The following is a 26,506-nucleotide window of genomic DNA, read 5'->3' on the forward strand; positions in this document are numbered from 1 at the left end:
AGCGGTCCCCCGGCCCGGAGCGCGGCCTCCAGCAGTCCCACGAACTCGTACGGGTCGCTCGGTCGCACAGCATTATTATAATAGGAAGCCAAGCGCCGAACGCCGTGAACGAAAGGGATGAAGTCCTCCCAATAGACGCCCTTCCATCGTTCGAGCGTCGCGGACCTCCGTTCGTCAAACGCACGGGAAAAGGAGGAGGCGGATTACATCGATTCGCAAGATGGCACAGGAGGGGGAGGCGACAAACGCTGCAAGATGGCGGTGTCGCTCGAGCAGGAGTTGAACCCACGGCTCGGCACCGTCCTCGTCGCCGGAGATTTCGTTCGACTCGAAGAGCGGTTCATCTTGGCTCGCCATGTTCGCTCCCTCCCTGTGCCGTCGCAAACCTCTGTATACGCCTGAATCTAGTCGCGTACGCGCGCTTCGGGGATCCGGCCGCTTTGGCGAACTCGGGAAGCTTCTCAGGTGCTGCCCCCATCGCACAGGGATTGCATCCGCCCAATGCGCCGGCACCATCGCAAAACGGGGGAGCCGGCGGCGTACCGCCCCTGGCCTCGACGGCATGTTTTCGCTTGCGTCGGGCTGCATCCGGGATAGCCTCTCCCCGTTTTCGGAGAGAGATCGTTGGAAAATCTACGCATGGTTCTGCAAGTGGTCGCGGCGCTCGGCCTGCTGAACGTCTGGATCACACGTTCGTCCAAGCCGACTCCCTACCGAGGGGCAGGAGCCGAGAGCATGTCCGCAGAGTTCGCGGCCTATGGATTGCCGGGTTGGTTCATGTGGGTCGTTGGAGCGATCAAAGTCGGCGTAGCCGTCGCCCTGCTCCGCGGGCTGTGGATCCCAGAACTGGTTCGGCCGTCCTCCCTCACCCCTGGTGGCGATGATGCTCGGCGCCTTGCTCATGCACGCCCGAGTCGAAGATCCGCCCATGAGATCGGTTCCAACCGGTGCCATGCTCGTAATCGCCGCCACTATCGCCTTCGCGTGAGTGGTATGCCCGCCGGAAGGTGACGAGATTGTCTGTGGCAGGAATGGCGGACGTGGACGTGTGCATCGTCGGAGGAGGGCTCGCGGGGCTCGCCTGCGCGCGCGAGCTTCACCGGGCAGGTCACTCGTCCATCGTCTTGGAAAGCGAAGCGACTCCCGGGGGGCGAGTCCAGACAGATGTCGTCGACGGCTTTCGACTCGATCGCGGATTCCAGATCCTGCTGACGGCCTACCCGGAGGCCCAGCGGGTTCTCGACTACGGAGCGCTCGACCTTCGCTCCTTCGAGCCCGGTGGACGGATCTTCCGGGACGGTCGCTTCTATGACGTGGGGGACCCCTTGCGGCGTCCCACGACGGCGCTCCAAACGCTCTTGGCGCCCATTGGCTCCGTCAGTGACAAGCTCCGAATTCTCCTGCTCGTTGCCCGGGTGCGGCGCGGACCCGCCGCGCGCCTTCTGCGAGGACCAGACGGCTCGACCATGCAAGCCCTCGTAGACGCGGGATTCTCACCCCGCATCATCGAGAGCTTCTTTCGCCCCTTCTTCGGTGGGATTCAGCTCGACCCCGAGCTCGAGGTCTCGAGCCGACGCTTCGCGATCATTCTGCGGATGATCGCGGAAGGCGACGCCGCCGTGCCGGCGAGAGGAATGGGCGAGATCCCGAAGCAGCTCGCTCGCAGCCTTCCCGACGGTACGGTCCGAACGCGCTCCCGGGTTGAGCGACTCGAAGGAACAACGGTGCGCCTCGAGAGTGGAGAGCACGTCCGCGCGCGAGCCGTCGTCGTAGCAACCGACGCTCCGTCCGCCGCCACGCTCCTCGGGATTCCGCCCGTCGTGATGCGGGCCGCGAGCTGCGTGTACTTCTCCGCCCCCACCCCGCCGTTCGACGATCCGCTGATCGCCCTCGACGGCGCCCGGTCCGGCCCCGCAAAGAACGTTGCCGTCTTGACGAATCTCTCTCGCCACTACGCGCCCGAAGGCCAGGCGCTCATCGTTGCCGCCGTGCCGGGAGCGCTTTGCCGGGGGCCCGACGGGACCCTTGATGACGGTAACTCTCTCGCTGACGACGTCCGGAAGCAGCTTCGCGGCTGGTTCGGAGACGAGGTCGAGAACTGGCGACATCTTCGCACGTATCGAATCGCAGCCGCGCACCCCGACCAACGTCCTCCCTTCGATCCAAAACAGCCTGTCCGCCTGAACTCCCACCATTACGTCTGCGGCGACCATCGCGACACCGCGTCCATTCAGGGAGCACTCTATTCCGGGCGCCGGACCGCCCGCGCGATCTCGCGCGATCTCGGCTAGCCGAAACTCGCCGGCCGGGATCCCAGCACCCACAACAGGAGGGCACCGCGTGCGGACCAAGCGGCGGTGCGGAGCCGGCTGTTCGCGACGAGCTCGAGCAAGCGGTGCGCGACGTCGAGATGTACTTTCGCGAGGTCCATCGTCGATAGGCGTGTGCCGAGCCGCAGGAGCGGTCACCTTCTCCGCGCTCTCTCCCTTACCCATCAGGTGCGCCTTCCGGTTGGGCCGGAAGTGTCTCTTATTTCAAACCCCTAACTGGTCCAACTTCAGCTGAACCCGAACACGCCCTCACCCGCCGTACACGACCTTCGTGCACCTCCTCTTCTGGTCTGCGCTCCGACCCTCGGAAGCCGCTGCACTCACCTGGGGAACCGTGGATCTCCGTCGGGGCCGTGTTTCGGTGAAGGAGTCTCGCTACCTGAACGAGAACAACCCTCCAAAGGTCCCGATGGCCGAAAGGACGGTTCCTCTGCATCCGAGCACCGTCGAGCTTCTGCGGGAGATGCAGCCCCTCCACGTGCCCCCTGAGACGCCGGTCTTCCTCAACACCCGTGGCAGGCAGATCAACCAGGACTCGTTCTCGGAGCACTGGGACAATGCCCTTCGCGCCTTGGGCCTTCGGCACCGTGGCCTCTACCAGACCAAGCACACGTACGTCTCGCTGGCGCTCCTCGCGAGCGTTCCGATCAAGAGGCTGGAGGCGCAGACAGGCGTCGCTGCCCAGACGCTCCTGCGGCACTACAGCGCCTACGTCGCGCAGCCAGGCGACAGGCCGATCTGGGAGATGATGGAGGCCTCTCGCGAGGACGACGAACAAGACGAGACGGCCTCGGCTGCCCCCCGACGAACAATCTCGGGGGCAGTACTCGACGAAAGCCGAGTAAGAACAAGCGACCCTCGCGACTCCGAGTTGGAACCAGCTTGTTCGCTGGCTCCACGAGCTGGACCTGGTCCGCAGGGAGGTCGCGGCATGATCCCGAACGCCCGAGAATCTCTTCATTCCGCTCCGGCGTGACCCCGACCCGAGACTCCAGGAAGAGATTGGAACCCCGCTTCGCGAATCTGTACGGGTGATGAGCGGCCTATTCGACGTAGCCGAGGGCGCGGAGCTGCTCCCGTCGGTTCTTGCTGAGCTTCTTGCGGCGTGATCGCTGGAGCAGGTCTGCCTCCTCCGCAGTCAGCTCCTCCAGCTTTACGCCGAGCGACTCCACGATCTCGGGATACCCGGCGGCGACGTCGCGCAGCTCTCCCGGGTCGTCTTCGAGGTTGAAGAGCGTCAACGCGCCGTCGCGGCGGTAGAGCTTCCACGGCGGCTGGCGCAGGGCGGCCTGACTCCCCTCAGTGATGCTCACGGCAGGCCGTTCTCCGTCGTCCGTCCGAAGCGTCGGAAGAAGGCTCTCGCCGTCGATTTCTGCAGGGACATCGAGCCCGAGCGCGCCGACGACGGTCGGGAACACGTCGATCAGGCGCACCTGCCGGTCGACCACGCGCCCAGCGAACTCCCCACCCGGGAACTTGACCAGCAACGGGATGCGGAGCGCCTCGTCGAAGAGGGTCTTTCCATGGAGTGAGAGCCCGGTTCGCTCGCCGAGTTCCTCACCGTGGTCCGAGACCACGACGATCAAGCTGTCATCGTAAAGCCCACGTTCACGCAGCCCGCGCACTAGCGCTCCGAAGCCCGCATCCGCAGACCGGATAGCCGCATCGTAGAGGCGTATCCAGTGCTGGATGTCGGCCGGGGCCTTCGTGCTGTTCGCTCGCCCGAACCACTCCCGGGTCAGGATCGCGTCGCCGAGGGGACCGTCATATGACTCCTCGAAGATCGAGAGAGTCTCAACCGGGGGGGTCAGCGGGATGTGCACCTCGTAGGAGTGGACGAATAGGAGGAACTTCTTCGGCTCGACACTATCGAGCCAGGTGAGGGCACTCACCACGCGGTCGATCAGCCGCGTCGACCGCTTTGCGCTGCGACCGACCGAGTTTCGAGCCTGCTCGAAATGCTCGAACCCCTGCCCGAGGCCAAAGGGCGCTCCGAGGTAGCCGCCGTCGTTCAGCGACGCCGTCGCGTAACCCCTCGCCGAGAGCACTTCGGCCATCATTACCAGCTCGGGGGGGGCCTTCCTCCCCTCGCTGATGACGACGCCGTGGGAGCTAGGCGAGAGCCCCGTGAAGAGCGAGGTGTGCGAAGGCAACGTGGTGGGTGAGGGCGCCACCGCGCTTCGGAAGAGGACTCCCTCGCGAGCGAACTCGTCGAGGTGGGGGCTCGTGGGCTCGTCGTATCCGTACGCTCCGAGGTGGTCGGGACGCAGCGTGTCGATCGAGACTACGATCACGTTGCTGTCGGGCCAGGACGACGGCACGTCCGAGGGGCCGTTCGATTCAGTTACGCAGGCGGCAGACACTCCAATCAGCAAGAGAAGCAGGACGCTGAGCTGGAGGAGCCGATGACGCGGCGAAGTCATCCGCTCGTTTGTAACACGCGATTCGGATCGTAACTCCAAAACTAACGGCGGTTGTCTCGCGCCTCGTGCCGAGTTGACGATCGGGGGCCCCCGGTTTGCGATAAGTCGATAGCAGCCGCCCCGCTCCCGTGGCGGCCTCCGTCGTTTACGTGCACCGGCGACGGGGGCTCACCGACCGGCGTCAGCCGTGCCATCCCCAGCGACGCCTTCCTCGGCCATACGGCGGGCGCGGTTCTCCTGAGCCGCTCGGACCATAGTCGGGATATCCAGCGCCTCCCGCTGCGGCTACCGGCGGACCATCGACAGCGCGGGCCGCAAGAACATCGAGCCCGATCCGGCCTCCGCGTCGCTCATCCGCGAGGCGTTCGAGCGGTATGCCAAGGGCACCGAGACGAAGGCGGACGTTCTGCGCGAGGTGACGGCGCTCGGCCTCCGAACCCGGAAGGGCAAGCCGCTGTTGATGCAGACGTTCCAGAAGACGCTGCGCAAACCGATCTACGCGGCGGTCCTGCGGATGCCCGCGTGGGAGATCGACGCCGTGCCGGGAAACTTCGAGCCCATCGTTCCCGAGCATCTGTTCGAGCGGGTCCAGGACGTTCTCGACGGCAAGAGCATCTCGGTCACACCCCACACCCGGAACCACGCGGATTTCCCGCTGCGACGGTTCGCCCGGTGCGCGCATTGCGACACCCCGCTCACGGGGAGCTGGTCGAAGGGCCGCAACCGGAAGTACGCCTACTACCGCTGCCGGACCGCCGGTTGCCAACGGGTGAAGATCGGCAAGGACGCCTTCGAGGGCCGGTTCCTGGACTTCCTGACCGGCCTTCGGCCCAAGCCCGAGTACGTCCGCCTCTTCCGCGAGATCGTGCTCGACGTCTGGAACGCAAAACGGGCCGAGGCGAAGGCGGGCCGGTTACGGCTGTCCCGGTGCATCGAGGACCTGGAGGAGCGACGTCAGAAGCTCGTCGAGGCGTACCTCTACCGGGGCGGCATCGACGACACGGTGTACCGGCGGCAGGACGACAAGCTGGCCGAGGAGATCGCCCTCGTCCGCACCGAGCTGCACGACGAGGAGCTGGCCGAGATCGACGTCGAGGGCGTCCTGAACTTCGCCGAGGTGCTTCTGCTCGACACGCGCCGCCTCTGGATCGAGGGCAACCTGGCGCAACGACAGCGGCTGCAAAAGGTACTCTTCCCGGCCGGTATCACCTTCGACCAGGAGAACGGATTTGGAACCGCCGAAACCGCCAGTTTCTTCAGGTGGTTAGCGGCGGTCCCAGGCTCCGAAAACCGTAAGGCGACCCTCGCAGTTTCCAGTTTGAACCAGATCTACGGATGGCTCCGGCGGGTTTCGAGGCTCCGAGATGCACTTGCGGCATGACCCGACCGAACGGGCTGGCCCCGGGTTCACCCCCCGGCTATCATTTCTCTATGAAGCTACCGGTGACGCTGGAGAGGGACGAAACGGGCGCGGTGGTCGCCGAGTGCCCGGCTATCCCAGGCTGCGTCAGCCAGGGCACGACCGAGGACGAGGCGCTCGCCAATATTCGTGAGGCGATCGTGGCCTGCCTCGAAGTACGCGCCGAGGAGGGCCTGCCTCTGACAGTCCGCACCGTCGAGATCGACGTCGCTGTTGCCTGACCTGCCGGTCGTCGCGGGCCGCGAGGCGAGACGCGCCTTCGAGCGGCTCGGGTGGATCTTCCGCCGTCAGTCGGGAAGCCACATGATCCTGACAAAGCCAGGGAGCATCGTTTCGCTGTCGATCCCTGACCACCGCGAGCTGGCTCCAGGGACGCTACGGAAGCTGATCCGGCTCGCCGGGATCACCGTCGAAGAGTTCCGCAGCGCCGCTCGGTGACCGGAACGGATACAAGCGACCCTCACGACTCCGAGTTGGAACCAGCTCGTCGAGTGGCTGCGGGCGCTCGATCTGGTCCGCGAGGACGTGGCCGCATGACCGGGAGCGCGAGAGAAGCCGCCCGGTCCGCCCGGACGTCGGGCCGAACGAAGACTCCCAGCGAGTATCGGAACCGTAGAAGGAGCGAGAGATGACCCGACGGAACGGGACGGATGCCGACACGGCGAGCGCGTCTTCGCTCACGCCGCAGCAGGAGGCGGCCACCGATCTCCTCGCCGTGGGGAACACCGTCACCCAGGTCGCGGACGCGGTCGGTGTCGCCCGGCAAACGGTGAGCGAATGGCGAAACCAAAACGCGGCATTCCAGGTCGCCGTCAACTCTCGGCGTCTGGACCTTTGGGACGGGCTCCAGGACCGCCTGCGTGCCCTCCTCCCGAAGGCCGTGGACGTTCTCGAACGCTCCCTCGACGAGGACGGCAAGCCCGCCCGCGACGCGGCGGTGCAGGTGCTGAAGGCTTGCGGGCTCTACTCCCTGCCACCACCCACCGGGTTCACGATGGTCGAGGACATCGAGATCGCGGGGCGCGAAGCCGACGGCGAACGGTGTCGGCGGCTGATGTTCGCCGACCTGTGAAAGCGGCCGATCACTTCCGAACCGGCAGGATGCGCACCCGTGACGCCACCTCGTCCACCGTCACGATGGCTCCGTCGGCAAGCATGTCGGAGTGCTCGCACAGGACCGAGACGATGTCCTCCCCGATCGCGTCCGGCAGGACGTTCTGCGCCCGGACCTGAACTGAACTACGCTTGGCCCGCTCGCACCCGTCGTGGCCACCAAGGCCGAGAAATCGAGGTCGTGCGTGAGGACGATCGCGCCCCGCTTTCTGGCCCACCTCATGAGCATCTCGTCTGCTGCCCTGGCGTCGCCGACATCCCCCCAGTGCACGGCCTCGATGCCCCGCGTGGTGAGGAACCCCACCCACATCGGGCTGAGGTTCATGTCCACCAGAACCTTCACGAGGCTCTGAGCGGAAGTTCGATCTCCTTTTGAGCCGGGGGTCTGCGGGGGCCGTCCGACGATAACGCACGCCAATGGCGTACTTGCCGGGGGATCACGCCACGGGCCGACGAGCGAGCCGTTCCAAAATCCAAGTTTTGCGGGGCAGCGGCTTCTGCCCAGGCAGGGGCGCTGCTCGACCTGCACGTAAGGTCCGAAGCGGCTCCCTGGCCCTGGGATTCGATTCAGTCCCGCAGGGATGCGGGCTGCGACTGCTCCTGGCAAAGCTCGCCTTCGGCGAGCGGCGGGATCGAATCCCACCCCTCCGCTCCCACGCGGTGTCTCTGATACGATGGCGATCGCGCGTCCTAGGGCGAAATCGACTTCGCGAAGAACCGCTCGCTCGTGTTCGCCAACACATCGGAGCCATCGAACGTCGCGGTCTGGCAAGCCGGTGTCTCGCTGTTGAAGACCTCGACCACGACGGGGAGCGTCAAGCCCAGCGCCTCATCCGATAGCTCCGCGCCCTTGCTGTTCCACACGAGCTGTGGCCGTGGGCTCTCCCCGCTCTTCAGTTTCAAGACCCGCGTGCCGTCCGCGCTCGCCGTCTTGTCCTTATAGACGAACCCCTTCGACCCGAGTTCCCTCCAGCAGGCCTTCCCAGCGCACGGGCCGCGCGCCGGAGCGCTGCCGGTTCGGACGAGGCCGCCCGCGTCGTAGACACACAGCCGGTAGCCCGTCGAGAAGACCGGGAGCCCAAGCTCGGCCTGGGTGGTCGTCTGACCAAGGAGCCATTTGAACAGAAGAGCGTCCTTGGCTTCGCCGTCCTTGTCCGTGATCTTCAGACTGCTCTTGATGGCAGTCCGACAACCTCCCGTCGGCACCGCGGGGCAGTCCGCCAGAACCGGAACCGAGGCGTCGAGCACGTAGGCGATGCCGCCAGTCGTCTTGTCGCCGGTTCCGATGTGGGTGTAGCTCGTATCCTGGGCGACGTCGCTGATCGTCGGGTACGAGAAGAACCGTCCATCCGTGAGCTTCGTGACCCATACCTCGCCGTTCCACAGAAGGCCGACGGTCCGCTGATCGGCGGAACCGCCGACAAGGGTGTACTCACGATCCGTCGCCAGGTCGGCGAGCGTCGGGTGATGCCAGACGTTGAATCCATCGACGAAGTACCATCCGCCAGGACCGGCCGAGATCGCGCTCCCCGTGGCGTCGCCTTCTCCGAGGGGAGTGGCGTTCGTGCCGTTCACCAGGTCGGCAAGAGTGGAATAGGACGTGAACCGGCCTGTCCCGTCGCCTGCGTAGTGCACCCACCGGCCCCCCGCCTCGTCCCACGCGATTCCTCCGCCGTCCGGCTTCCCCGTGCCCATCTCTACGCCGTCTTCGTCGACCGCAAGGTCGGCAAGTGCACCGTAGCCGGTGTACGACCCCTTCGACCCGCCATGCGACGCAAGGTAGAGCTCGCCCGGACCACCCGGAAGGCCCGTCGTAAACGTCGCCTCGGGCGACCACGCGCTCCAGGCGAACGCATCGTCCCGGTAGCGCACACGCCAGGCATACGTGGCACCGCTCTGGAGCACGCCACCGACAGTCACGCGGGTCACGTCGGTTCCCGCCGAGGTGTCCACCGAGAAGAAACCGTTGCTGCTGCCCGTCGCATCAGGCGGTGAGTAGAGGTTCTCGAATCGTTGCCAGGTATCGACGACCGGGCTCGAGTAGTCGCCGGGAAGGCTCGTGACCTGGAAGTGGCTCTCGAGGTGTGTGTCACCGTCCGCGTCGACGAAGGCGGAGCCGACGAGTTCCAGGGCGAGGAGGTCTACGGCCCCCGAAAGAGCGGTCGGGAACGTCGCCGTGGGCACGTCCGGCGGGATGTTGCCCAGTCGCAGGCTGATGTCGTCGACGACCTCGTTGTCCTCCGGGACGACGTCGTTGCCCCGGCTCACGCGGCGGATCCGCAATGAAGGTGCTGGCCCGGCCGCGATTTCGGCAACCATGAATCCATAGTCAGGAAGCGAGAGCTGGATCTCGTCGTAGTCGGCGTTGGGGTACGCTCCCCAGTAGTCGAGACTCCCCTCGGAGCTCGCGACGTTGATCCAGAGGTGTTGATGATCGCGGGATTGGCCCCGCGCGTACGCGTGCGTATGACCAAAGAAGTGGACCGACGGCTTCCCGCAGGTCGCAGAAAACTGCTCCAGCCTGCTCACGACATCGCCTGAGAAGCCCCTCTCTCCCGGCGTCCACGATTCGGACTTGTGCGGATGGTGGAGCTGCGCGAACACGAAGTCGATCGTCGACGTGACACAAGCGGTCGCGAGTACACCGTCGAGCCAGTCGAGCTGCTCCTGGATGCGATAGTCGTCGTTCGAATCGAGACCGATGACCCGGACGTTCGAGTAGTCCTTGTAGTACCAGTGCTCGAGGTATCCGGGCGTCCCGTTCTCGGGCAGAACGAAGTACTGGAAGTAGTTGGGACTGTCGCCCTCGTGGTTCCCGGTCACCGGGTAGTAGGGAACGTGCTGCGCGAGATTCTGAGCCTCATCGAAGAACTGCGTCTCCCACTGGGCATACGAGCTGCCGGTCGCGACGAGATCGCCCGGGACCAGCACGAAGGCGATCTCGTCAGCCAGCGTCGGACCAAACGTCTGCGTCACGAAGTCGATGATGCCGTCATTGACGACCTCGGTGTGCTTCGCCGGATCGGACCCGGATTGGCTGTCGGAGTAGGCGACGAACCGGAAGGAAGCCTCGCTACTCGCGAGCGGGGCGGTACGCAGATCGAAGACGGCGCTCGTCTGGGTGTCGGTGCGGACCCGGTAGTAATGGATGGTGTCTGGAGACAGGCTGGCGAGATCGACCCGGTGTAGCCGCGAGGCACCCGATCCGACCTGAGACGTCCCGGCCGTCGACTGGCCGAGCGTGACGGTCGGTCCGTAGTCGACGAAGGGGGCCCCGTCGTCTTGGTCCGTCTCCCACACGATCGTCAGGGAGGTCGGCTCTGCGTTCTGCAAGAATGGACCGACGACGATCTCTACCGCGTGAGCCGCCTCGGGAGCCGCCAGCAACAGCACCGCCAAGGCGGCCGTACCGCATCCCCGGATGACCGAGAGCACGTTGGGTGAGTTCTGACCGGAGACCACGGAAGCCATGGGTACCGCAAGAGGACTTGGCCGCGCAACGCGGAAAGCGGCGCGAGGCCACGTCCATCGCAATGATCGAACGCCACTACGAAGAGTGGATTCCGAAGGACCTCGGATACGGCCGCCGCGTCGCCTCCAGCCTGTTCGGCGACCAGATGGGCAGATACGTGGGCAGAAACGACGACCTCGCCGGAATGGCGCAGGAGAAATGGACGACCCCGACGGGATTTGAACCCGTGTTACCAGCGTGAAAGGCTGGTGTCCTTGGCCAAGCTAGACGACGGGGTCCTAAGGCGCTTCCGAGAATCTGTAGTGACCGCGGGCTCCAGTCGCAAGCCGCAGGGGTGAGAACGGGCTATTTGCCCATGCGGCTCACCCGATCGACCTCGAAAATCTTGTCGTCGATCTGGATGTGGTACTCCGTGGGCAGGACGGGCATGCCGGTGACCGTCGCCCTATCCTGCTTGTAGTTCACGGCGAAAGCCGCGTTCCCGCCGGCGCCCGTGCGCAGGTAGAAGGGCTTGCCGTCGAAGGTCTTCGTCTCTGTGATGGGCATCGCCGGAGAGGCCCAGTTCGCAAGTGCGTTGCCCTTCCAGTCGTACTTGTTCTTCCAGTATCCGCGGAACGTGTCCTTGTCGAAGTACATGACCTGCTTGCCGTAGAGGTAGTACGGGTTCTTCGGGGTCGCCTCGACGATCCACACGGGGCGCGGCACCAGGGTGTACGCGATCGGCGCCCAGGCGACGAGATTCTCGCCGTCCTTGCGCTGCCAGTCGTCGAGCTGCGGCGGGATGAGAGGCACGTCCGGCGTGATCAGGCGCCAGCCGGTTCCCGCCTCGGGGACGAGCTTTGATACCTCTTCCTCGGGATCGAGAGGCTTCACGGGCGAGCCGTTCTCGAGGGCCGGCCCATCGAAGTGCGCAAGCACCTTGCCTTCACCAACGAGCTTGAATTCGAAATCTTCCGGTTTGCCGTCGAAGTACGGGCCGTCGTCGAGTGAGATGTCGGAGCCCAGTAAGCCGTCGGAACGATTCGCCGGATTGATCGGACGCACACGGCGAAGCGCGGGAACATACGTCCACGCGTTGTCTTCCTTGTCGCCGTCGCGGAAGCGCCAGTTCAGGTTCACGATCCCGTTCACGTCGGCCGGCTTCACGACGACACCCATCGTCCGAGCCAGAATGTTGAGCGGGTTCTCCCCGATCTTCTCCTGGAACTGCGGCGGATTGCCGTCGTAGTACTTGAAGTGAACGTCGGTCGAGATCCGGCGAAGCGGACCGTCGCGAGAGATCCAGTTCACCGGCGAGCTCGTGTGGAACGATCCCTCCCAGTACAGCGTGTAGAACCAGTTCCAGACCGCCTTCGAGCCAGCCTTCGGATCGTCGGGAGCGATGTCGGGGAACGGTCGGCCGCTGATGGTCTCGGGACGCTCGCCCGTCGCCTTGTCGACGACGGTCCCATGCTCGTCGATGTCGTACTTTCCGGCGTTCGCCGTCGACGCCTCGACGAGGTTCGGGTCGACGAGCCAGTCGTTCCCGCGCTTCTGGATGATGACGTTCTCGTAGTCCCCACGCTTGTAGAACTCGAGAATCTCGTCGGGGAGCGCACCCTTCGCGATCTCCCAATTCGTCTTGTTGAGCTTCGTCCCCGACGGCACCTCGTCGATCGGGTCCGCGTGGGCAATCGACGCTAGGGGCAACAGCGCGGCGAGAACAACGACGGCGATCCGAAGTTGCGTACTGCAGGAGAGAGTCATCGTCTATCCTTCAAAGGGTCGGGTGACTCCATCGCAAGGTTCGAGTCGCCCATTCATCTGGCTCGGCACCGCGGGAGTGGTCAAGCGACCAATGCGCCTGGGGCCCGAACGAGCCCTAGAGTAATGTAACTGCAGTGCCTGCATATACGCCATCTAATCCTGCATGGGATATGCAGCTGAGGCGGTGCGGCTAAAGAAGGTCGCTCGAATTACTCTGGACTCATGGCTCCGTGCGCCGACGACGCTGTTCGCCGCTCTGAAAGTTGCCAGCGGGAAGGTGCACGGACGTTGCTACCCGCGCCGCGAGCTACACCTCACCCTCGACAACTACGGGACGCACAAACATCCGAAGGTGAGAGAGTGGTTGGAGGCGCACCCGCGTGTCCATTTCCATCTCACGCCGACGAACAGCTCGTGGCTCAACCTGGTCGACCGGTGGTTTGGGTTGATCACCGATCAAGCGATTCGATGTGGCAGCTTGGATGGTGTGCCGCGCTTGATCCGGACGATCATGAGCTACCTCGACGACTGGAACCCAGACGCAAAGCCCTTTCGTTGGCTGAAGACGCCCACAGAGATCCGGCGCAAGCTACGTCGCGTTACAGAGATTTCGGATACACGACACTAGTTGATCTGATAGGTCGCTCGGATCCACGCCTCGTCGCGGTCCCGCAGCAACCCGGGACCGATCGAGTAGCCGTTATTGAGCGAGCCGAACGTGTGGGTCGTGACATACTTGAAGTCGAACAGGAGAGTGTCGCTGAAGCGGTAGACGACCGACGGGCTAAACGTCAGCGAACCACGGTGCGTGCCGATCGTCGTGAGCTGTGGGGTTAGGGTCCCGTGCATGAAGTCCGACCGCAACGTGACCTGTGCGAACCCGCCGACCGGGTCCTGGTTCACGAAGTCGCACTTACGCTGAGTCTCGGGGATGCTCGGATCGTTCGGGTTGTCGCAGAACTTCCCGTTATAAAACCCGGCAGAGTCGCCCCCCTCCTGCTCGCGACGAATCGCCGACGGCTTCAGGATGCCGAGGGCCCGGTAGTCCTTCGACGAAGTCTCGTCCGTGTTCCAGAACCACACGATCGAACCGACCAGAAGAATGCTCGACGTCGGATTCAGCGCCGGAACGAAGAAGTTGTAGTCGAGCCCGAACTCACCGCGGAGGATGTTCAGCCGATCGTAGTGGCCACGCTTCTGAAAGCCGCTCGCCTGGGCTTGCCCGATGTTCTTGAACGCAAGGAAGCCCGGCTCTCCGTTGAACAGCTCGACTTCTGTCCGGACAATCGAGTTGAGCATGTCGCTATACCAACTCACCGCGCCACCGATCACGTTCGTGAGCTTGTTCTTGAGGGCGGTCGTGATCTGCTTCTGCGAATCGAGGCCGTAGACGACGGGAACCGGCTGAATCGGAAACGTCGTGTAGAACCAGGCCTGCAGATTGTAGTCGCGGTCGATGACGGTTTGGAGCTTCACACCCCAGCGGGAGTTCGCGGTCGACGGTTGCGGGAGTTGTTGGAAAATGTGCAGCGCCGCGCCGCTCACGCCGGGAGACGCGTACCCCTTCGACGCCGGCGGCTGCTGCGCAAATGGGCTCCCGCTCTGGATGACGAGCGGCGAGATCGTCGTGTCGAGCCAACCCGGAACCCAATACGCCTCCAAGAACGCACTCGACAGCGGCCCCATCACATCAAACAACTCGTAGGTTCCGCGGATCGTCCACAGCGGAATCCGGGCCTCATCGAGATCGATCATGAGACCGGGCTGGATCGTCACGTCGAACGGGTTGTTGGCGTCGAGCAATCCGATCGTGTCGGCTTCACCCCACGAGATCGCTTGCCGTCCGATCCGCAGGAACCAGGGACCGTTTGCAAGATCGACGTACGCCTCGTTCACGCGGATCCGGCGGCCGTAGGTTCGTCGCGCTTGCCGCTCGTAGACCCCACCGGGAAACTCGACGGTCCCGTCCGCGGCGCGGCTAATCTGGGTTCCCTTACTTACCTGCTGCAGCTCGTGGTCCCCATACTGCGAGAGGACGGTCCGCCAACGATCGGGCCCGTAGTCGTAGAGCCCGTCGTAAAAGCCCCACAAGGCGACGCGGCCCTCGAACTCGTCGATCCACTTCTTCACGGGCTTCGCGAGCCGCCGGAAATCCACCTCGAACTCCGGATTCATGAAGTTCCGGTGCTGGATCATGTCTCCGCCGTTGCGCGACGGAACGGCACCCGCCTGATTCAGCGCGGTGCCGTTGCTCTCCTTCTTGGACTTCTCGGTGGCGATCGAGAACTGTGTGTAGAACCGACCGCGCAGGGTGAAGGCCTCGTTCGGCCCGAACTCGAGAGCGAAGGCCGTCCCGGATGCCCCAAGGAGTATCGTGAGAGCGAGCGCGCCGCGCCCGATAGGTGAAGCCATCTAACTCTCCCTCTTCGTCGGTGGAACACAGGAGCCGGCCGAGAGCCGCTGATTCGGCCGAACGGCGCAAAACCTATGAGCTCTGGTCTAGAGGTGTCAATCAGTCGGGCCCCCTGAGGCGACCGGTGTTCTTGCAGCTCTGCGCCGGGAATGATTGGAGCGTCCCATGCGACGAATCGCCCTAACCATCGCTGCGTTTCTCGTCTGCGGACTCCTTTCCCCGGCCACGCTGCCGGCGGCGGACCCTTGGCACGCCGCGACCTCGACGCACTCTTTCGAGGACGTGGACCACTGGACCGCCGTCTTCGACGACCCGGGCCGGGACGAATGGCAGAAGCCGGCGGAGCTCGTCGCCGCCCTCGGACTGAAACCGGGGGCGCGAGTGGCCGACCTCGGCGCCGGAACAGGCTACCTGGAGGGCTATCTCTCTAAGACGGTAGGACCCGAGGGAACCGTGCTCGCGATCGACACCGAAACGGCCCTGGTCCAACACCTCCGAAACCGCGCCGAGAAGGAGAACCTGCGCAACGTCACACCGATCCTCGCGTCGACCGACGACGCACGAATCCCGAGAGGTTCGGTCGACCTCGTGCTGATCCTGGACACGTTCCACCACATCAGCGACCGACTGACCTACGCCCGAGACCTTGAAGCCGCACTAAGGCCGGGTGGACGCATCGCGATCATCGACTGGCAGAAGCGCGAGCTACCGGTCGGGCCCGAGGCTCCGCACAAGCTCCCGCGCGGGCACGTCCTGGAGGAGATGCAGCAGGCAGGCTACGAGCTCGTCGAAGAGCCGGACGTTCTGCCGTATCAGTACTTTCTGATCTTCCAGCAGACCGCGGGTGCAATGTGACGAGTCATGGGCGGAGCGCCGCCGCATGGCTCTTGGTTCTTTGGATGATGCCGCCACTTAGCGCGCTTTCCGAGGAAGCGGCCGAGCCGGCCGACATCGTTCTCCTCGGAGTATCGCGTCCTCAATCTGGGTATCCCTGGCAGCAACAGCGCGTAGCTTCGCAGCCGCTTTCGCGAGCACCTCGAGCGCTACCGGCCCGAACTCGTCGTTCTGTGGGTGGGCTTGAACAACTATTGGAACCGAGCGGCATCCGAGCCCTGGGCCGGGGCGAGTGTCCCGGCGCGCACTCTCCTCCAGCGCGCGATCGACAGCCTCCGGATCGTGCGCTTTCTTCACGTCTCCGAGCACCAGCGGGCCCTCCGTGAAGCGCAGCAAGTCCACCAGGCGGCTCGGGCAGTCCTTGCCGACTGGCCGACCTACGTAGCTCCCGAGGCGAAGAAGCCACTTCGGGCACTCGCCAAGGGAACCCAAGAGCACCATCTGCTCGGCCACCGGCACGTCCTGCGCGACGAGACTCGAACCGATGGAGACATGGCGGGCGATGAACTCACAGACGTAAACCGTCTCGATCTTCAATGGATGATGGAAGAGGCGCGCCAGGCGGACATGCCGGTAGTCGCCATCGCGTACCCGATCCCGGCCGACGCCACCGCGCGGCTACGACACCGACTCGAGGCCTCCGGTGCGCCGGTACCGAAGATGATCTACGCCACCGCGCATCCGACTCAAGCCCTCTACCATGCAGTCGGAGACATGGTGTTCGAGACGATCGAGCAACACCGCCTTCTTCCGCCTCCCCGCTGAGCCATGTTCCGCGGACACCGAGGATGGAACCGACGAACGGGTCGGCAGGTTCGTGGACTTCCTGGGGAGAAAGAAGAATGAGGCGTGTGGGGATTGAACCCACGACCCACGGCTTAAAAGGCCGTTGCTCTACCAACTGAGCTAACGCCTCAGGAGTCCGGAGGCTTACACATGGGCCCCCTGAGCGACAAGGGGCTCGAGCGGGGCGCTCAGAGCTTGAGGAGCCTCTCGAGCTTCTCCTGCACGAGGGCCGGATCGACGACCGGCTTCGCGAGGTAGTCGTTGCAGCCGTTCGCGAGTGCCTTCTGTTCGTCGCCCGCCATCGCCTGGGCCGTGAGCGCAATGATCGGAATGTCCTGGCCCTTGTCGAGATCGCGGATTCGCCGAGTCGCTTCCCAACCATCCATGACCGGCATCTTCAGGTCCATGAAGATGAGGTCCGGCGGGCTCTCTTCGACGGCCGCCACAGCCTCTGCACCATTGGCGGTCTCGACAATGTCGAAATCGCCGATCTTCTTCAGCCGGTACAAGAGGATACGGCGATTGTCCTCATTGTCCTCGACGACCAGAATGCGCTTGCGTGACATGAACGGTTCCTAAAACGGCGGATCGATCTGCAGACTCTGGGAAATCTCCGAAGCCCTCTTCCCAGGTCTGAGCTTGGCACCCCTGCCGAGCCTTTGCTAGCCCGGCGCCAATGCCCCCGATGCGAACGCGCTTCGCGCCGAGCCCCACCGGCGCCCTGCACGTGGGCGGCGTCCGGACGGCCCTCTTCTCCCAACTGATGGCTCGCCAGTCCGGCGGCGCCTTCGTCCTGCGGATCGAGGACACCGACCGGAAGCGGTCCGAAGAGCGTTTTACCGAGGGAATCCTCGAAGGCCTCAAGTGGCTCGCCCTCGATTGGGATGAGGGCCCGTTCCTCCAGAGTGAGCGGACGGCGCTGTACGCGACGGCGATCGAGAAGCTTACGACCGGCGGCGCCGCCTACCCCTGCACCTGCACGCCCGAGGAGCTCCAGCAGCATCGCGAAGAGGCCAAGGCCGCCGGGAAACGCGCCTCGTACAACCGCCATTGCCGCCCCGGTGTCGGCCCCGGACCGGTCGAGGGACGCCCAGCGTCCCTGCGCGTCGCCTCGCCCCTCGAAGGTGAGGTCGCGTTCGACGACGAGATCAAGGGACGCATCGCGTTCGCCGCGGAAGAGATCGAGGACTTCGTGATCGCGCGGTCCGACGGCTCACCGACGTATCAGCTCGTCGTCGCCGTCGACGATACGGACATGGGCATCACGCACGTCGTGCGCGGCGACGACCACGTGAACAACACGCCGAAGCAAATTCTGATCTACCGCGCGCTCGGTCTCGAGCCGCCGAAGTTCGCGCACCTTCCGCTGGTCCTCGGTGCCGACAAGGCCCGCCTATCGAAACGACACGGCGCCGCGGCGGTCCTCGAGTATCGCGAGCTCGGCTATTACCCCGATGCACTCGTGAACTTCCTAGCTCGGCTCGGCTGGTCCCACGGAGACCAGGAGATCTTCACACGCGAGGAGTTGGTAGAGAAGTTCGCGATCGACGACGTCGGCGCAGCCGCGGGCGTCTTCAACGCGGAGAAGCTCGACTGGTTGAACGCCCAGTACTTGCGCGCGCGAACGCCGGCGGAACTCGCCGCAGACCTCCGTGAGTTCGCCTCCGCACAGGGACAGACCCTCCGCGGCGACGAGGCCTGGCAGGCACGCATGGTCGAGACGCTGCGCGAGCGCGTGCAGACACTGAAGGAGCTCCTCGAGTCGTCGCGATACTATCTCGAAGAGGCGCTGGTCTTCGACGACGCCGCGGTGGCCAAGCTGCTGGTCCCCGACGCGGCGCCGCTTCTCGAAGAACTGATCACCCGCCTCGAAGCCCTCTCCTCCTGGGACGTCCCGGGCCTCGAGGAGTCCTTCCGGACGGTCGCCGAGAAGCAAGGCCAGAAGCTTGGCAAGCTCGCCCAGCCGGTCCGCGTGGCCGTTACGGGCGGCAAAAAGAGCCCCGGAATCTTCGACGTCCTTGATGTCGTCGGCCGCGATTGGACCCTCACCCGCCTCCGAAAAGGCGTGGACATGTGCCGGTCCGGAGCCCCGGAGGCTTGACCGGAAACTGAGCATCCACTAGCCACATTCCCGTTAGTGGGGTGTGGCCAAATTGGTAAGGCACCTGATTCTGGTTCAGGGGATTGTAGGTTCGAGTCCTACCACCCCAGCTAGCAGTATATACGGTCCCATCGTCTAGCGGTTAGGACGCCGGCCTCTCACGTCGGTAACGGGGGTTCAATTCCCCCTGGGACCATTCAACTTCTTCATCGGTGACCGGGGTTGGTGCCAAATAGGTGCCAACCCCGGTGCCACTTTCGGCGCTCAAGCCATCGACGGCAGCCCGGAGGTAGGTGTCGATGAGATGGGTGTAGCGCATCGTCATGCGCGGATCGGAGTGGCCCAGAAGCTCTTGGAAGACCAGCTCTGTGTCAAGCACGTCGGCAGCGAACGTACCGGGTCAATCCGAGTAGCGCGTGTGCGCCAGGGCCGGTCCTGGTCAGTTCATCAACGCCAGCGCGCGACGGTACTTCTCGGCCGCCGCGACCGTCTCGGGGTCGTATTCCTGCGGCGCGCGCAGCACGTCGTCCGCCTTGCGGCGGAAGCGTTCGATCCAGATTTCGGCCCAGCGGCACGAGGCGTCGCCGGGCTCGGCACACTTCTCCGCTGCTTCGAAAACACCTGGCGCACGGTTGCGAAAATCGGCGAAGACGCTAGACGACCGTCTCGATCTTGAGGGCGCCCATGATCGCGATCAGGCGCATGAGGAGCACGAGTTCCTTGGGGGCACGCAGATTGAAGACCATCGAACCGAGTGGCGGAACTCTCCGACCGCCGCTCGAGACTCTACCTCAGGACCCGCGATCGTTCACGACGTCGCGGAACTCCCAGCCTTCGTCACGTCGAACCTGAACACCGATGCCGCGCGTCCGCAGACGGTCGAAGCGAGACCGAATCCAGGCGAGACCATCCTCGCTCGTTCGGGCCGGGACGGCGACGTCGAGCTTGGCACCGTTGCCGGCCCACATCGCATCGGAAAACAGGGTCTCGACCTCGTACTGCGTGAGCCAGCCCGTACGCTCATTGCGCATGGTGGCAACTCCTCGCTTGGCGAGGCTGGCACGAAACGGAAAGACCTTCTGTTCGTTCAACGGCGTTTCTCCGAACTGGTTCGTGATGCACGACGGTCCGACCCGCGGGCGCGCCAGGACGGCTGCCACGGGTGATCACCCTGGGGCGGAATGGATCGAGGAGAATGCGAAATCTGGTGGAACGTGTGTCGATCTGGGGATCGAAAAATAGCAGCCGCCCGGGAACGAATCCATGCTGTTGCGGCCGAAATCGGGCTGGCCGAAGCGATTTTTCGGGCGCCCCCTCAGTCGGTCGAGCCCGACCCGAAACCACCGCCGCGGCCCCGCCCCGCATCAGCCCCACGGGCGCTCCCGAATTCCGGAGCGTTAGGCTGGGGCGTTGCCTCGGCCTGGGTCAGCTTGGCTGCCTTCTTCTTGCCAGCCCTGGTGCGCTTGTTCTTCTTGCGGTCCTGATCGCGGTCGGCAGCGGCCAGGAACTGAGCCGAACCGCCCACGTCGTACCGGCCGCGAACCTTCGGGATGTACCGCAGCCGCATCGTGATCTTGTGCTGCTCGTAGTGCCTCACACAGCGCCAGCCCTTGTACGCCGGCTCGCTGCACACGACGCAGAGGCCCTGCTGCCGATGCTTGCGCTGCCATAGAGTCTGGCGGCTCACCTGGCCCTTCTTCTGCGGCATACCGGTCGGGTTCCCCTGACTTGTAGTGAGAGGCCGGTGGAGAGCCCAACGGCCACGAAAGGCAGCACATGCTGCCCACGAAACGCCGAGGGTTCAAGCTTTTTCTGCGGCCCCGCCGATTTGACCGGGCTTCGCGACCGGTCTAGGTGTCAGGATGTATGTCGTGCATCTTCTGCCGCATCATCAGCGGCGAGACCCCGGCCCAAGTCGTGGCGCGCGACGAAGGCTCTACTGCCTTCCTCGATGTCTCGCCGCTGGCAGACGGGCATGTCCTCGTGATTCCCCACGCCCATGTCGCGCGTCTGGAAGATCTCGAGCCGACGGATGCGGACACCCTATTGCGCGCCGTGCGCCAACTCTCCGGGCCCATCCGGACAGCCGTGGGGGCCGACGGCACGACCATCGGAATCAACGACGGCGAGGCAACCGGACAGACCGTTCCACACGTGCACGTCCACATCGTACCCCGCTGGACCGGGGACGGAGCCGGAAGTGTCCACTCCATCTTTCCCAATGGGGATCGACGCGACGTCGCTGAAGTCGGCGAAGCGATTCGCGCCGAACTCGAACGACGGTGAGCCAGGCGGCTCACCCGAGGTGCAACCCGGTTGGGGACGATCCCCGCCACATCCGTAGGAGGAGAACGACTATGAACAAGACGACCAAAGGTGCTGTAATCGCCCTTTCCGCTGCTGCCCTCTTTACCACTGGCAATGCCTTCGCCGGTTCGCACGGCGACGCACCCGCCGAGGGCGACGACGCCAAGGTTTCCTGCTCCGGCGTGAATGAGTGCGCGGGCAAGGGCCAGTGTTCTGCCAAGGGCAACGAATGCGCAGGCAAGAACAAGTGCAAGGGAATGGGCGTCCAGAAGATGTCGGCCGAGGACTGTAAAGCCAAGGGCGGCAAAGCGGAGGGCTGAGCCTCTCCTCCGGTTGGAGCGGAGCCCCGGGATGCTGCAAGGCGCCTCGGAGCTCCGTTTCGGACCGGGCCACGGCTCCCATGCGAAACGAGTCCAACCTCGGCATCGGCATCGGTCTTCGGACGACGCACTTCGGCGAACTGCTGGAGCGCAAGGCCGACGTCAGCTGGTTCGAAGCCGTCTCCGAGAATTTCTTTATGGACGGCGGGCGGCCCCTTCACGTCTTGGAGCACGTTCGCCGCGACTACCCGGTCGTCTTCCACGGCGTCTCGATGTCGATCGGCACAACCGATCCGATTGACGATGCCTACCTCGCGCAGATCCGCGAGCTCTCCCGGCGCTACGAGCCACCGTGGGTCTCCGACCACCTCTGCTGGACCGGCGCCAAGCGCCACAACCTCCACGACCTCCTCCCGTTGCCGTGGAATGAAGAAGTCCTCGCGCACGTGGTCGAGCGCGTAACGCGGGTACAGGACGCGCTCGGACGCCGGCTTGTCCTCGAGAACGTCTCCAGCTACCTCGCGTTTTCGAACTCGACGATGAGCGAGGCCGAGTTCCTGGTGGCCCTCGCCGAGACGGCCGACTGCCAGATTCTCCTCGACGTGAACAACGTCTACGTGAGCGCCTTCAATCACAGATTCGATGCGGCTGCGTTCATCGATGCCATGCCAGCTGAACGCGTCGTGCAGCTCCACCTGGCCGGCCACAGCGACATGGGCACGCACCTTCTCGATACCCACGATGCACCCGTCTGTCCCGCCGTCTGGGAGTTATACCGACACACGATTCGCAGGCTAGGCCCCGTGCCGACTTTGATCGAGTGGGATGGCAACGTTCCGCCGCTCGCGACGCTCGAAGCGGAAGTCGCGCTAGCCCGCGCGATCTGCAGCGAGGTCGCCGCCGAGGCCAAGGCGAGACCCGGAGCGAAGGGAGCGCCCGACCGTGCCGGACGAACCTTCGCTGCTTGATCTGCAGCACCAGCTCGAATCGCTGTTCTCCCTCGGAGGAACACCGGACTACGAGGGGCGACTCGAAGCGGACGCGCCGGCCCTACCCATCCGCGGAGACGAGCGCCTGTCCGCAGCCGAGCGCATCGGCATCTACACCGCAATGATCTTCGCCCGCATACGCGATGCCATCGCCGAGGATTTCTGGTGCACCGCGCAGCTCCTCGGTGACGACTGGGAACCGCTCATCGCCCGCTATCTGGAGGCGCACCCCACTCGACACGCGGACCTACGACTCGCCGGTCGCAACCTCCCTGCGTTCGTGCGCGCGACGCAGCGAACCCCGCTCGCCGACCTGGCCGATCTCGAATGGGCGTTGATCGATTCGTTCACTGCGGCCGACGCCCCCATCCTCCGCGCCGAAGCGCTCCAGGCGCTGGCGCCCGAGGCGTGGCCCGCCCTCGCACTGGAGGCGGTGCCTTCGTTGCGGCTTTGCAGGCCAACGTCCTCGTGCGACCGGACACGACGACGGATGCTCGAGGGTGAGGAGGCCGCGCTCGAATCCGAAGAGGCCTTCCCCCTCCGGATCTGGCGCACGGAGTTCCGCGTGTTTCAGAAGCGCATCGACGAGTTCGAGTTCGGCGCGTTGAAGCTCGTCGCCGGCGGCACCACGTTCGCCGAACTGTGCACCTGGATCGCCGAGCAGGAAACCACCGAAGGCCCCTCCGAGGCGGCCGTGCGCCTACTCCAGCTCTGGCTCGCCGATGAGCTCCTCTCCTGCGGCCCATGACTTTCTCGGCTCGCGGGATCCCGATCCACACCCGTTCTCTTTCGACCACGCTCCGCGAAGGCGCAGGCGGCGCAGTCGCCTTCGATGGGTACGTTCTCGACCTGAGGAAACGCGGCGCGGTCCCCGTCGGTGGGTACATCCAAGGGCCCGGTATCATCCACCACATGCAGCTGTCGGGCACAGTGGACCGAACGGTGCCCGCATATCGAGAGATCGAAGCTCAGATGCCCAGCGTCGCCTTCGAGGCCTCGCCGGGCACCGGAGGCGAAAGCTGCCGCGATCGGATCGGCAACGTGGCAGGGCTGATCGGTCTGCCGCTCGGCGACGGGTATCCGCGCGCGATCGGCCGCGAGATCGGCGGCGTCCTCGGCTGCTCCCACATTCTCACGCTCGCACAGCTGCTCGGCCCAACGATCGTGTGGGGATTGGAACGCGACGCCGAGCGCGCGGGCGGATCCGGGCGGCCCAGCGGAGAGCGCTTCTTTCGTCGAGATGTGACGGTGGACGGCTACGTGGACGGCGACGAGCTCCGCCTCCTCGCACAACTGAACGACCTCCACCTCCGCCCCGAGGCCGAGTGCGAGCAGACCACAGACCGCCTCGCCGAACAGGTCGAGGTTCGGGTCCAGGCGACGCTGTCTCTCGCCGGCATGGCAGTCTCCGGGGTCCTGGTCGAAGAGCGACGCCGAACCCTGGCGGACCTTGAGACCGCCCCCTGGCGCCCGCGCCCCGAGCGCGCGGCGCTCCTGGACGGCGGGAGCTTCGCCCGGGGGATCTCCGGCCACATCCTGCGCGGCTTCGGTCCCGGCGGAAACGACCGACCCGTGCTCGACACCTTCCTGATGCTCGCCCCGGCCACGATCCAGTGCCTCGCCTCATACCGCGACACCTGGACGAAGCTCGGCGGCTCGAAGCTCGCCGAATCCGGCGGTCACGCCGACTCCTGTTACATGTGGCGTGAACGCGGAGCGCTGCAGAAACGCCGCACGCCGTCGGCAGATTGAGCACTCATCCCTCCCCTCGTCCGGACCGTACTCGTCCTCGTTGTGATGTTGGTCGCCGTCTTCATCGGCATCACAGTCATCGCGACAGAAGGTCAGGAAGTCGTCGTGCTCTCTACGCGGGCTCAGGACGGCTCGACCCGCCAGACGCGGGTCTGGGTAGCGGACGCCGACGGCGCGGCCTGGATCGAATCCGCGAACTCCGAGCGTGAGCTCTACGCCGACATTCGTCGGAGCCCGGCCGTCTCACTGTACCGTGACGGCAAATCCCGCCTCTACCTTGCGCGCTCGTTCGCCGACGCCGAGGGGAACCAGCGCATCCGATCTCTCCTGCGCGAAAAATACGGCTGGGCGGATAGGTGGCTACAGCAGCTGGTGGACACGTCGAAGTCGATTGCCGTTCGACTCGACCCGCCCCCGAACTTCATGGCGCCACGTCGGCAAGTCAGAGGTCCCGCGCCCGGAGCCGCTCCAACATCCCGCGGTTGGTCCACAACCAGGCAAGCGACAAGAGCAGCGGGAGCACCCGGCCGACCCATAGATCGTCCTGCATCGTGAGGCCCACACCCAACGCGACGCCCGGAACCATCCAAAGAAGTAGGCGACGGTTCTCCCCCTGAACCCGGTAGTCCAGCGCGCGATGGTGGTACACGTACGTGACGACCAACGCGAGAAGGTTCGCCGCGAAGTACGAGGCCGCAGCAGCCGACGCGCCGAGGTACGGCATCGTGACGGTCGACAGGCCTGCCCACAGTCCCCAGTACAAAAGTGCCTGGAACACGAGGAACCGGAGTCGCTCCCTGGGCAAGAGCGAAATGTTCATCGATTGGCGCACCATCGCGACGAGCTCGCCGACGAGTTGCCAGGCAACGATCGTGGACGCCGCGAGGAACGCCGGCGTGAAGAGAATCGGAATCCAGAGTTCCCGCGTCGCCAATAGGGCCAACACCCCGGGCGCGAGGACGGTCAGCACGATGCGCAGGAAGTTGTTCTGGAGATGCAGGATCGCCGCCGGGTCCTCCAGGCGCGTCGCTACCTTCGGCATCCCGTAGCTCCAGAGCGCGGTCCCCAGAAGGCCAAGGTAGTTCTGCCCCACCTGCCAGGCGACCTGGTAATAGCCGTTCGCTTCCGTCCCGAGCTGGCGAAGAATCTCCGCGCGCACGAACACGCCTACGCCGGCGGCGGTGAGGCTCGTGATCGTCAGGGCGCCTGCCAGCCGCAGAAGCCGCCTCGCAACCTCGCTATCGGGTCGCCTTGGTCTGAGTGAGATCCCCAGCGGACGTGCGAGCCTCCGCCACACAAGCCAGGCCGCCAGAACCAGGACCACTGCTTCGATCACCGCGAACGAGGCCACCGCACCGGCGACGCCCCAGTACGTCGCGAGCGCGGCCATCGAAAAGACCGCCATCACCGACTCGACGACCGCGATCAGCAGAAACGTCCGATAGTCCAGGACTCCCGTGAATGTCCGGGCGAGCATCTTGCCGGGGATCGCCACCGCGACCGTGATCGCGACCAGAACGACGAGGATGCCCTGCGTCGGATCGCCGAACGCCCACGCCGCGATCTGCGATGACGCGAGAGATGCCGCCGCGGCGGTCGTCAGCGCGAGCACCGTCACGAGCGTGACCGTCGTGACAATCAGGCGCTCGAGCCCCTTCATGTCCTCTCGCCCGTGACACTCGGCGACGAGCTTCAGGTAGCCACTGCGCGTTCCAAGGGTGGACAGAGCCGAGAGCAGCTCTCGCAACGCCATCGCCTGCCCGAGGATCCCCATCCCCGCCGGACCGAGCAGCGATGCGGCGATCTTCGTTCGAACCGCACCGAGGACCAGTAGGACCACTCGCTGCGTGCCCAGCAGCCCCACCGATCGGACGAGTTCACTCATGATGGGCTCGCCGTCACGCTGGTGGGCGTATCACGTCGCAGGGGGATCGCCCGCGCGTGCAGCCACAGATCAGCGGGACCGGGACGAAGCGGGGCGAGAGACTCGAACCGCCGGCTCGACCGACAAGACCGGCACGAGCAGATCCACGGCGCGCCGGAATGCCGTCGGGAGGCCCCGGGGCGAGGACTCCCGACGCGCCAGCAGGAGTCCGACGATGCTCGCGAGGAAAATGGCCGCGAGGTCGCTCGGCGGAGCGTCGCGGCGCACCGTCCCCGCTTCCCGGGCGGCCCCAAGGAAGCGCGTGAGGCGCTCTGCCAGCTCGGGAACGCGGACCCCAACCTCGTCTCCGCTCCGTGCGATCAACGCAAGGACGTCCGGCACGAGTGCCGCGTGTTCTCCGACGACCTCCGTCACGATCGCATCGACGACACCCCGAAGAACGACGACCGGCTGGGCGGGATCGGCCCCGTCGAGCGCGCCGGACACGCTGGCCGCGCGCCACGGACGCCGCACGCACGATGTCCCCGACCTGCGCCGCCTCGACCCCGACACGAT

Annotated in this window: 25 protein-coding genes, 4 tRNA genes and 2 pseudogenes; 17 read left to right on the forward strand and 14 right to left on the reverse strand. The window is 65.1% G+C overall.

Annotated elements, in window-relative coordinates; all coding sequences use genetic code 11:
• Positions 1-174: 174 nt before the first annotated feature.
• A complete protein-coding gene (locus tag P8R42_21715; GenBank protein ID MDG2307217.1) occupies positions 175-357 on the reverse strand; it encodes a hypothetical protein in 183 nt (60 codons plus the stop codon).
• A 674-nt stretch (positions 358-1,031) separates the two neighbouring features.
• On the opposite strand from P8R42_21715, the gene P8R42_21720 reads away from it, so the two are divergent.
• A complete protein-coding gene (locus tag P8R42_21720; GenBank protein MDG2307218.1) occupies positions 1,032-2,291 on the forward strand; it encodes an NAD(P)/FAD-dependent oxidoreductase in 1,260 nt (419 codons plus the stop codon).
• Here the strand turns inward: P8R42_21720 and P8R42_21725 are convergent.
• Positions 2,288-2,431: a hypothetical protein gene (locus P8R42_21725; protein MDG2307219.1), complete on the reverse strand. Its 144-nt coding sequence runs from the start codon at positions 2,429-2,431 to the stop codon at positions 2,288-2,290. The genes P8R42_21720 and P8R42_21725 overlap by 4 nt on opposite strands.
• Positions 2,432-2,601: 170 nt before the next feature.
• Between P8R42_21725 and P8R42_21730 the strand changes: the two genes are divergently transcribed.
• Positions 2,602-3,306, forward strand: a complete 705-nt coding sequence (locus P8R42_21730; GenBank protein MDG2307220.1) for a tyrosine-type recombinase/integrase — start codon at positions 2,602-2,604, stop codon at positions 3,304-3,306.
• Positions 3,307-3,373: 67 nt separating this feature from the next.
• Here P8R42_21730 and P8R42_21735 read toward each other — a convergent pair whose 3' ends face one another.
• Positions 3,374-4,753, reverse strand: a complete 1,380-nt coding sequence (locus tag P8R42_21735; GenBank protein ID MDG2307221.1) for a sulfatase — start codon at positions 4,751-4,753, stop codon at positions 3,374-3,376.
• Between the two features lie 322 nt (positions 4,754-5,075).
• On the opposite strand from P8R42_21735, the gene P8R42_21740 reads away from it, so the two are divergent.
• The 4 genes from P8R42_21740 to P8R42_21755 all read left to right on the forward strand — a co-directional run bounded on the left by P8R42_21740 (position 5,076) and on the right by P8R42_21755 (position 7,245).
• Complete coding sequence (locus P8R42_21740; GenBank protein ID MDG2307222.1) at positions 5,076-6,134, forward strand: recombinase zinc beta ribbon domain-containing protein; 1,059 nt, start codon at positions 5,076-5,078, stop codon at positions 6,132-6,134.
• A 50-nt stretch (positions 6,135-6,184) separates the two neighbouring features.
• The gene (locus tag P8R42_21745) at positions 6,185-6,394 is read left to right on the forward strand and encodes a type II toxin-antitoxin system HicB family antitoxin (protein ID MDG2307223.1); all 210 of its coding nucleotides are present in this window, start codon (positions 6,185-6,187) and stop codon (positions 6,392-6,394) included.
• Entirely contained in the window at positions 6,384-6,611 is a 228-nt protein-coding gene (locus P8R42_21750) for a type II toxin-antitoxin system HicA family toxin (protein ID MDG2307224.1), read from the forward strand. Before P8R42_21745 ends, P8R42_21750 begins: the two co-directional genes overlap by 11 nt.
• Before the next feature lie 190 nt (positions 6,612-6,801).
• Complete coding sequence (locus tag P8R42_21755) at positions 6,802-7,245, forward strand: hypothetical protein (protein ID MDG2307225.1); 444 nt, start codon at positions 6,802-6,804, stop codon at positions 7,243-7,245.
• A 10-nt stretch (positions 7,246-7,255) separates the two neighbouring features.
• On the opposite strand, the pseudogene P8R42_21760 reads toward P8R42_21755, so the two are convergent.
• From P8R42_21760 to P8R42_21775, 4 genes and pseudogenes are all read right to left on the reverse strand, one after another.
• A pseudogene (locus P8R42_21760) lies at positions 7,256-7,629 on the reverse strand (DUF5615 family PIN-like protein).
• 347 nt (positions 7,630-7,976) lie between these two features.
• A complete protein-coding gene (locus P8R42_21765; protein ID MDG2307226.1) occupies positions 7,977-10,757 on the reverse strand; it encodes a fibronectin type III domain-containing protein in 2,781 nt (926 codons plus the stop codon).
• Positions 10,758-10,961: 204 nt separating this feature from the next.
• Positions 10,962-11,036 (reverse strand) — tRNA-Glu (locus P8R42_21770).
• A 67-nt stretch (positions 11,037-11,103) separates the two neighbouring features.
• Positions 11,104-12,504 carry a DUF1329 domain-containing protein gene (locus P8R42_21775; GenBank protein MDG2307227.1) on the reverse strand — a complete coding sequence of 467 codons (1,401 nt, stop codon included), beginning with the start codon at positions 12,502-12,504 and terminating at the stop codon, positions 11,104-11,106.
• Between the two features lie 301 nt (positions 12,505-12,805).
• Between P8R42_21775 and P8R42_21780 the strand changes: the two are divergent.
• Positions 12,806-13,030 (forward strand): annotated as a pseudogene (locus tag P8R42_21780) (transposase).
• Positions 13,031-13,128: 98 nt separating this feature from the next.
• On the opposite strand, the gene P8R42_21785 reads toward P8R42_21780, so the two are convergent.
• Positions 13,129-14,916, reverse strand: coding sequence for a DUF1302 family protein (locus tag P8R42_21785; protein ID MDG2307228.1), 1,788 nt, complete (start codon positions 14,914-14,916; stop codon positions 13,129-13,131).
• A 166-nt stretch (positions 14,917-15,082) separates the two neighbouring features.
• Between P8R42_21785 and P8R42_21790 the strand changes: the two genes are divergently transcribed.
• Together P8R42_21790 and P8R42_21795 are read left to right on the forward strand one after the other, a co-directional pair.
• A complete protein-coding gene (locus tag P8R42_21790) occupies positions 15,083-15,772 on the forward strand; it encodes a methyltransferase domain-containing protein (protein MDG2307229.1) in 690 nt (229 codons plus the stop codon).
• Between the two features lie 222 nt (positions 15,773-15,994).
• On the forward strand, positions 15,995-16,576 hold the full coding sequence (locus tag P8R42_21795) for a hypothetical protein (protein ID MDG2307230.1): 582 nt from the start codon (positions 15,995-15,997) through the stop codon (positions 16,574-16,576).
• Positions 16,577-16,654: 78 nt separating this feature from the next.
• On the opposite strand, the gene P8R42_21800 is transcribed toward P8R42_21795, so the two are convergent.
• Positions 16,655-16,727 (reverse strand) — tRNA-Lys (locus P8R42_21800).
• Positions 16,728-16,785: 58 nt separating this feature from the next.
• The gene (locus P8R42_21805) at positions 16,786-17,163 is read right to left on the reverse strand and encodes a response regulator (GenBank protein ID MDG2307231.1); all 378 of its coding nucleotides are present in this window, start codon (positions 17,161-17,163) and stop codon (positions 16,786-16,788) included.
• 110 nt (positions 17,164-17,273) lie between these two features.
• Here P8R42_21805 and gltX point away from each other — a divergent pair, with 110 nt between their 5' ends.
• The 3 genes from gltX to P8R42_21820 all read left to right on the forward strand — a co-directional run bounded on the left by gltX (position 17,274) and on the right by P8R42_21820 (position 18,894).
• The gene (gene gltX, locus P8R42_21810; protein ID MDG2307232.1) at positions 17,274-18,698 is read left to right on the forward strand and encodes a glutamate--tRNA ligase; all 1,425 of its coding nucleotides are present in this window, start codon (positions 17,274-17,276) and stop codon (positions 18,696-18,698) included.
• 37 nt (positions 18,699-18,735) lie between these two features.
• Positions 18,736-18,808 (forward strand) — tRNA-Gln (locus P8R42_21815).
• A gap of 14 nt (positions 18,809-18,822) precedes the next feature.
• Positions 18,823-18,894: transfer RNA gene (locus tag P8R42_21820), tRNA-Glu, on the forward strand.
• Between the two features lie 595 nt (positions 18,895-19,489).
• Here the strand turns inward: P8R42_21820 and P8R42_21825 are convergent.
• Together P8R42_21825 and P8R42_21830 are read right to left on the reverse strand one after the other, a co-directional pair.
• Positions 19,490-19,729, reverse strand: coding sequence for a hypothetical protein (locus P8R42_21825; GenBank protein ID MDG2307233.1), 240 nt, complete (start codon positions 19,727-19,729; stop codon positions 19,490-19,492).
• A gap of 284 nt (positions 19,730-20,013) precedes the next feature.
• Positions 20,014-20,406, reverse strand: a complete 393-nt coding sequence (locus tag P8R42_21830; GenBank protein ID MDG2307234.1) for a hypothetical protein — start codon at positions 20,404-20,406, stop codon at positions 20,014-20,016.
• A 158-nt stretch (positions 20,407-20,564) separates the two neighbouring features.
• On the opposite strand from P8R42_21830, the gene P8R42_21835 reads away from it, so the two are divergent.
• The 5 genes from P8R42_21835 (at position 20,565) to P8R42_21855 (ending at position 24,066) form a co-directional block, all read left to right on the forward strand.
• Entirely contained in the window at positions 20,565-20,984 is a 420-nt protein-coding gene (locus P8R42_21835) for an HIT family protein (protein ID MDG2307235.1), read from the forward strand.
• Between the two features lie 71 nt (positions 20,985-21,055).
• Positions 21,056-21,325 carry a hypothetical protein gene (locus tag P8R42_21840; GenBank protein MDG2307236.1) on the forward strand — a complete coding sequence of 90 codons (270 nt, stop codon included), beginning with the start codon at positions 21,056-21,058 and terminating at the stop codon, positions 21,323-21,325.
• An 80-nt stretch (positions 21,326-21,405) separates the two neighbouring features.
• Positions 21,406-22,293 (forward strand): DUF692 domain-containing protein, encoded by an 888-nt coding sequence (locus P8R42_21845; GenBank protein MDG2307237.1) that lies wholly within the window; start codon positions 21,406-21,408, stop codon positions 22,291-22,293.
• Positions 22,268-23,062, forward strand: coding sequence for a putative DNA-binding domain-containing protein (locus P8R42_21850; GenBank protein ID MDG2307238.1), 795 nt, complete (start codon positions 22,268-22,270; stop codon positions 23,060-23,062). The genes P8R42_21845 and P8R42_21850 overlap by 26 nt, the downstream gene beginning before the upstream one ends.
• Positions 23,059-24,066 carry a DUF2889 domain-containing protein gene (locus P8R42_21855; GenBank protein ID MDG2307239.1) on the forward strand — a complete coding sequence of 336 codons (1,008 nt, stop codon included), beginning with the start codon at positions 23,059-23,061 and terminating at the stop codon, positions 24,064-24,066. The genes P8R42_21850 and P8R42_21855 overlap by 4 nt, the downstream gene beginning before the upstream one ends.
• A gap of 442 nt (positions 24,067-24,508) precedes the next feature.
• Here P8R42_21855 and P8R42_21860 read toward each other — a convergent pair whose 3' ends face one another.
• Together P8R42_21860 and P8R42_21865 are read right to left on the reverse strand one after the other, a co-directional pair.
• Positions 24,509-25,951, reverse strand: a complete 1,443-nt coding sequence (locus P8R42_21860; protein MDG2307240.1) for an oligosaccharide flippase family protein — start codon at positions 25,949-25,951, stop codon at positions 24,509-24,511.
• 69 nt (positions 25,952-26,020) lie between these two features.
• Positions 26,021-26,464: a hypothetical protein gene (locus P8R42_21865; protein ID MDG2307241.1), complete on the reverse strand. Its 444-nt coding sequence runs from the start codon at positions 26,462-26,464 to the stop codon at positions 26,021-26,023.
• Positions 26,465-26,506 lie beyond the last annotated feature (42 nt).

The organism is Candidatus Binatia bacterium, from assembly GCA_029243485.1.
GTDB lineage: Bacteria > Desulfobacterota > Binatia > UBA12015 > UBA12015 > VGTG01.

What these genes read in the sequence shown, in the direction of transcription:
- P8R42_21715 (MDG2307217.1), bottom strand. Translation starts at nt 357, where the DNA reads ATGGCGAGCCAAGATGAACCGCTCTTCGAGTCGAACGAAATCTCCGGC.
- P8R42_21720 (MDG2307218.1), top strand. Translation starts at nt 1,032, where the DNA reads ATGGCGGACGTGGACGTGTGCATCGTCGGAGGAGGGCTCGCGGGGCTC.
- P8R42_21725 (MDG2307219.1), bottom strand. Translation starts at nt 2,431, where the DNA reads ATGGACCTCGCGAAAGTACATCTCGACGTCGCGCACCGCTTGCTCGAG.
- P8R42_21735 (MDG2307221.1), bottom strand. Translation starts at nt 4,753, where the DNA reads ATGACTTCGCCGCGTCATCGGCTCCTCCAGCTCAGCGTCCTGCTTCTC.
- P8R42_21745 (MDG2307223.1), top strand. Translation starts at nt 6,185, where the DNA reads ATGAAGCTACCGGTGACGCTGGAGAGGGACGAAACGGGCGCGGTGGTC.
- P8R42_21755 (MDG2307225.1), top strand. Translation starts at nt 6,802, where the DNA reads ATGACCCGACGGAACGGGACGGATGCCGACACGGCGAGCGCGTCTTCG.
- P8R42_21765 (MDG2307226.1), bottom strand. Translation starts at nt 10,757, where the DNA reads ATGGCTTCCGTGGTCTCCGGTCAGAACTCACCCAACGTGCTCTCGGTC.
- P8R42_21775 (MDG2307227.1), bottom strand. Translation starts at nt 12,504, where the DNA reads ATGACTCTCTCCTGCAGTACGCAACTTCGGATCGCCGTCGTTGTTCTC.
- P8R42_21785 (MDG2307228.1), bottom strand. Translation starts at nt 14,916, where the DNA reads ATGGCTTCACCTATCGGGCGCGGCGCGCTCGCTCTCACGATACTCCTT.
- P8R42_21790 (MDG2307229.1), top strand. Translation starts at nt 15,083, where the DNA reads ATGCGACGAATCGCCCTAACCATCGCTGCGTTTCTCGTCTGCGGACTC.
- P8R42_21805 (MDG2307231.1), bottom strand. Translation starts at nt 17,163, where the DNA reads ATGTCACGCAAGCGCATTCTGGTCGTCGAGGACAATGAGGACAATCGC.
- gltX (MDG2307232.1), top strand. Translation starts at nt 17,274, where the DNA reads ATGCCCCCGATGCGAACGCGCTTCGCGCCGAGCCCCACCGGCGCCCTG.
- P8R42_21825 (MDG2307233.1), bottom strand. Translation starts at nt 19,729, where the DNA reads ATGCGCAATGAGCGTACGGGCTGGCTCACGCAGTACGAGGTCGAGACC.
- P8R42_21830 (MDG2307234.1), bottom strand. Translation starts at nt 20,406, where the DNA reads ATGCCGCAGAAGAAGGGCCAGGTGAGCCGCCAGACTCTATGGCAGCGC.
- P8R42_21835 (MDG2307235.1), top strand. Translation starts at nt 20,565, where the DNA reads ATGTCGTGCATCTTCTGCCGCATCATCAGCGGCGAGACCCCGGCCCAA.
- P8R42_21840 (MDG2307236.1), top strand. Translation starts at nt 21,056, where the DNA reads ATGAACAAGACGACCAAAGGTGCTGTAATCGCCCTTTCCGCTGCTGCC.
- P8R42_21845 (MDG2307237.1), top strand. Translation starts at nt 21,406, where the DNA reads ATGCGAAACGAGTCCAACCTCGGCATCGGCATCGGTCTTCGGACGACG.
- P8R42_21855 (MDG2307239.1), top strand. Translation starts at nt 23,059, where the DNA reads ATGACTTTCTCGGCTCGCGGGATCCCGATCCACACCCGTTCTCTTTCG.
- P8R42_21860 (MDG2307240.1), bottom strand. Translation starts at nt 25,951, where the DNA reads ATGAGTGAACTCGTCCGATCGGTGGGGCTGCTGGGCACGCAGCGAGTG.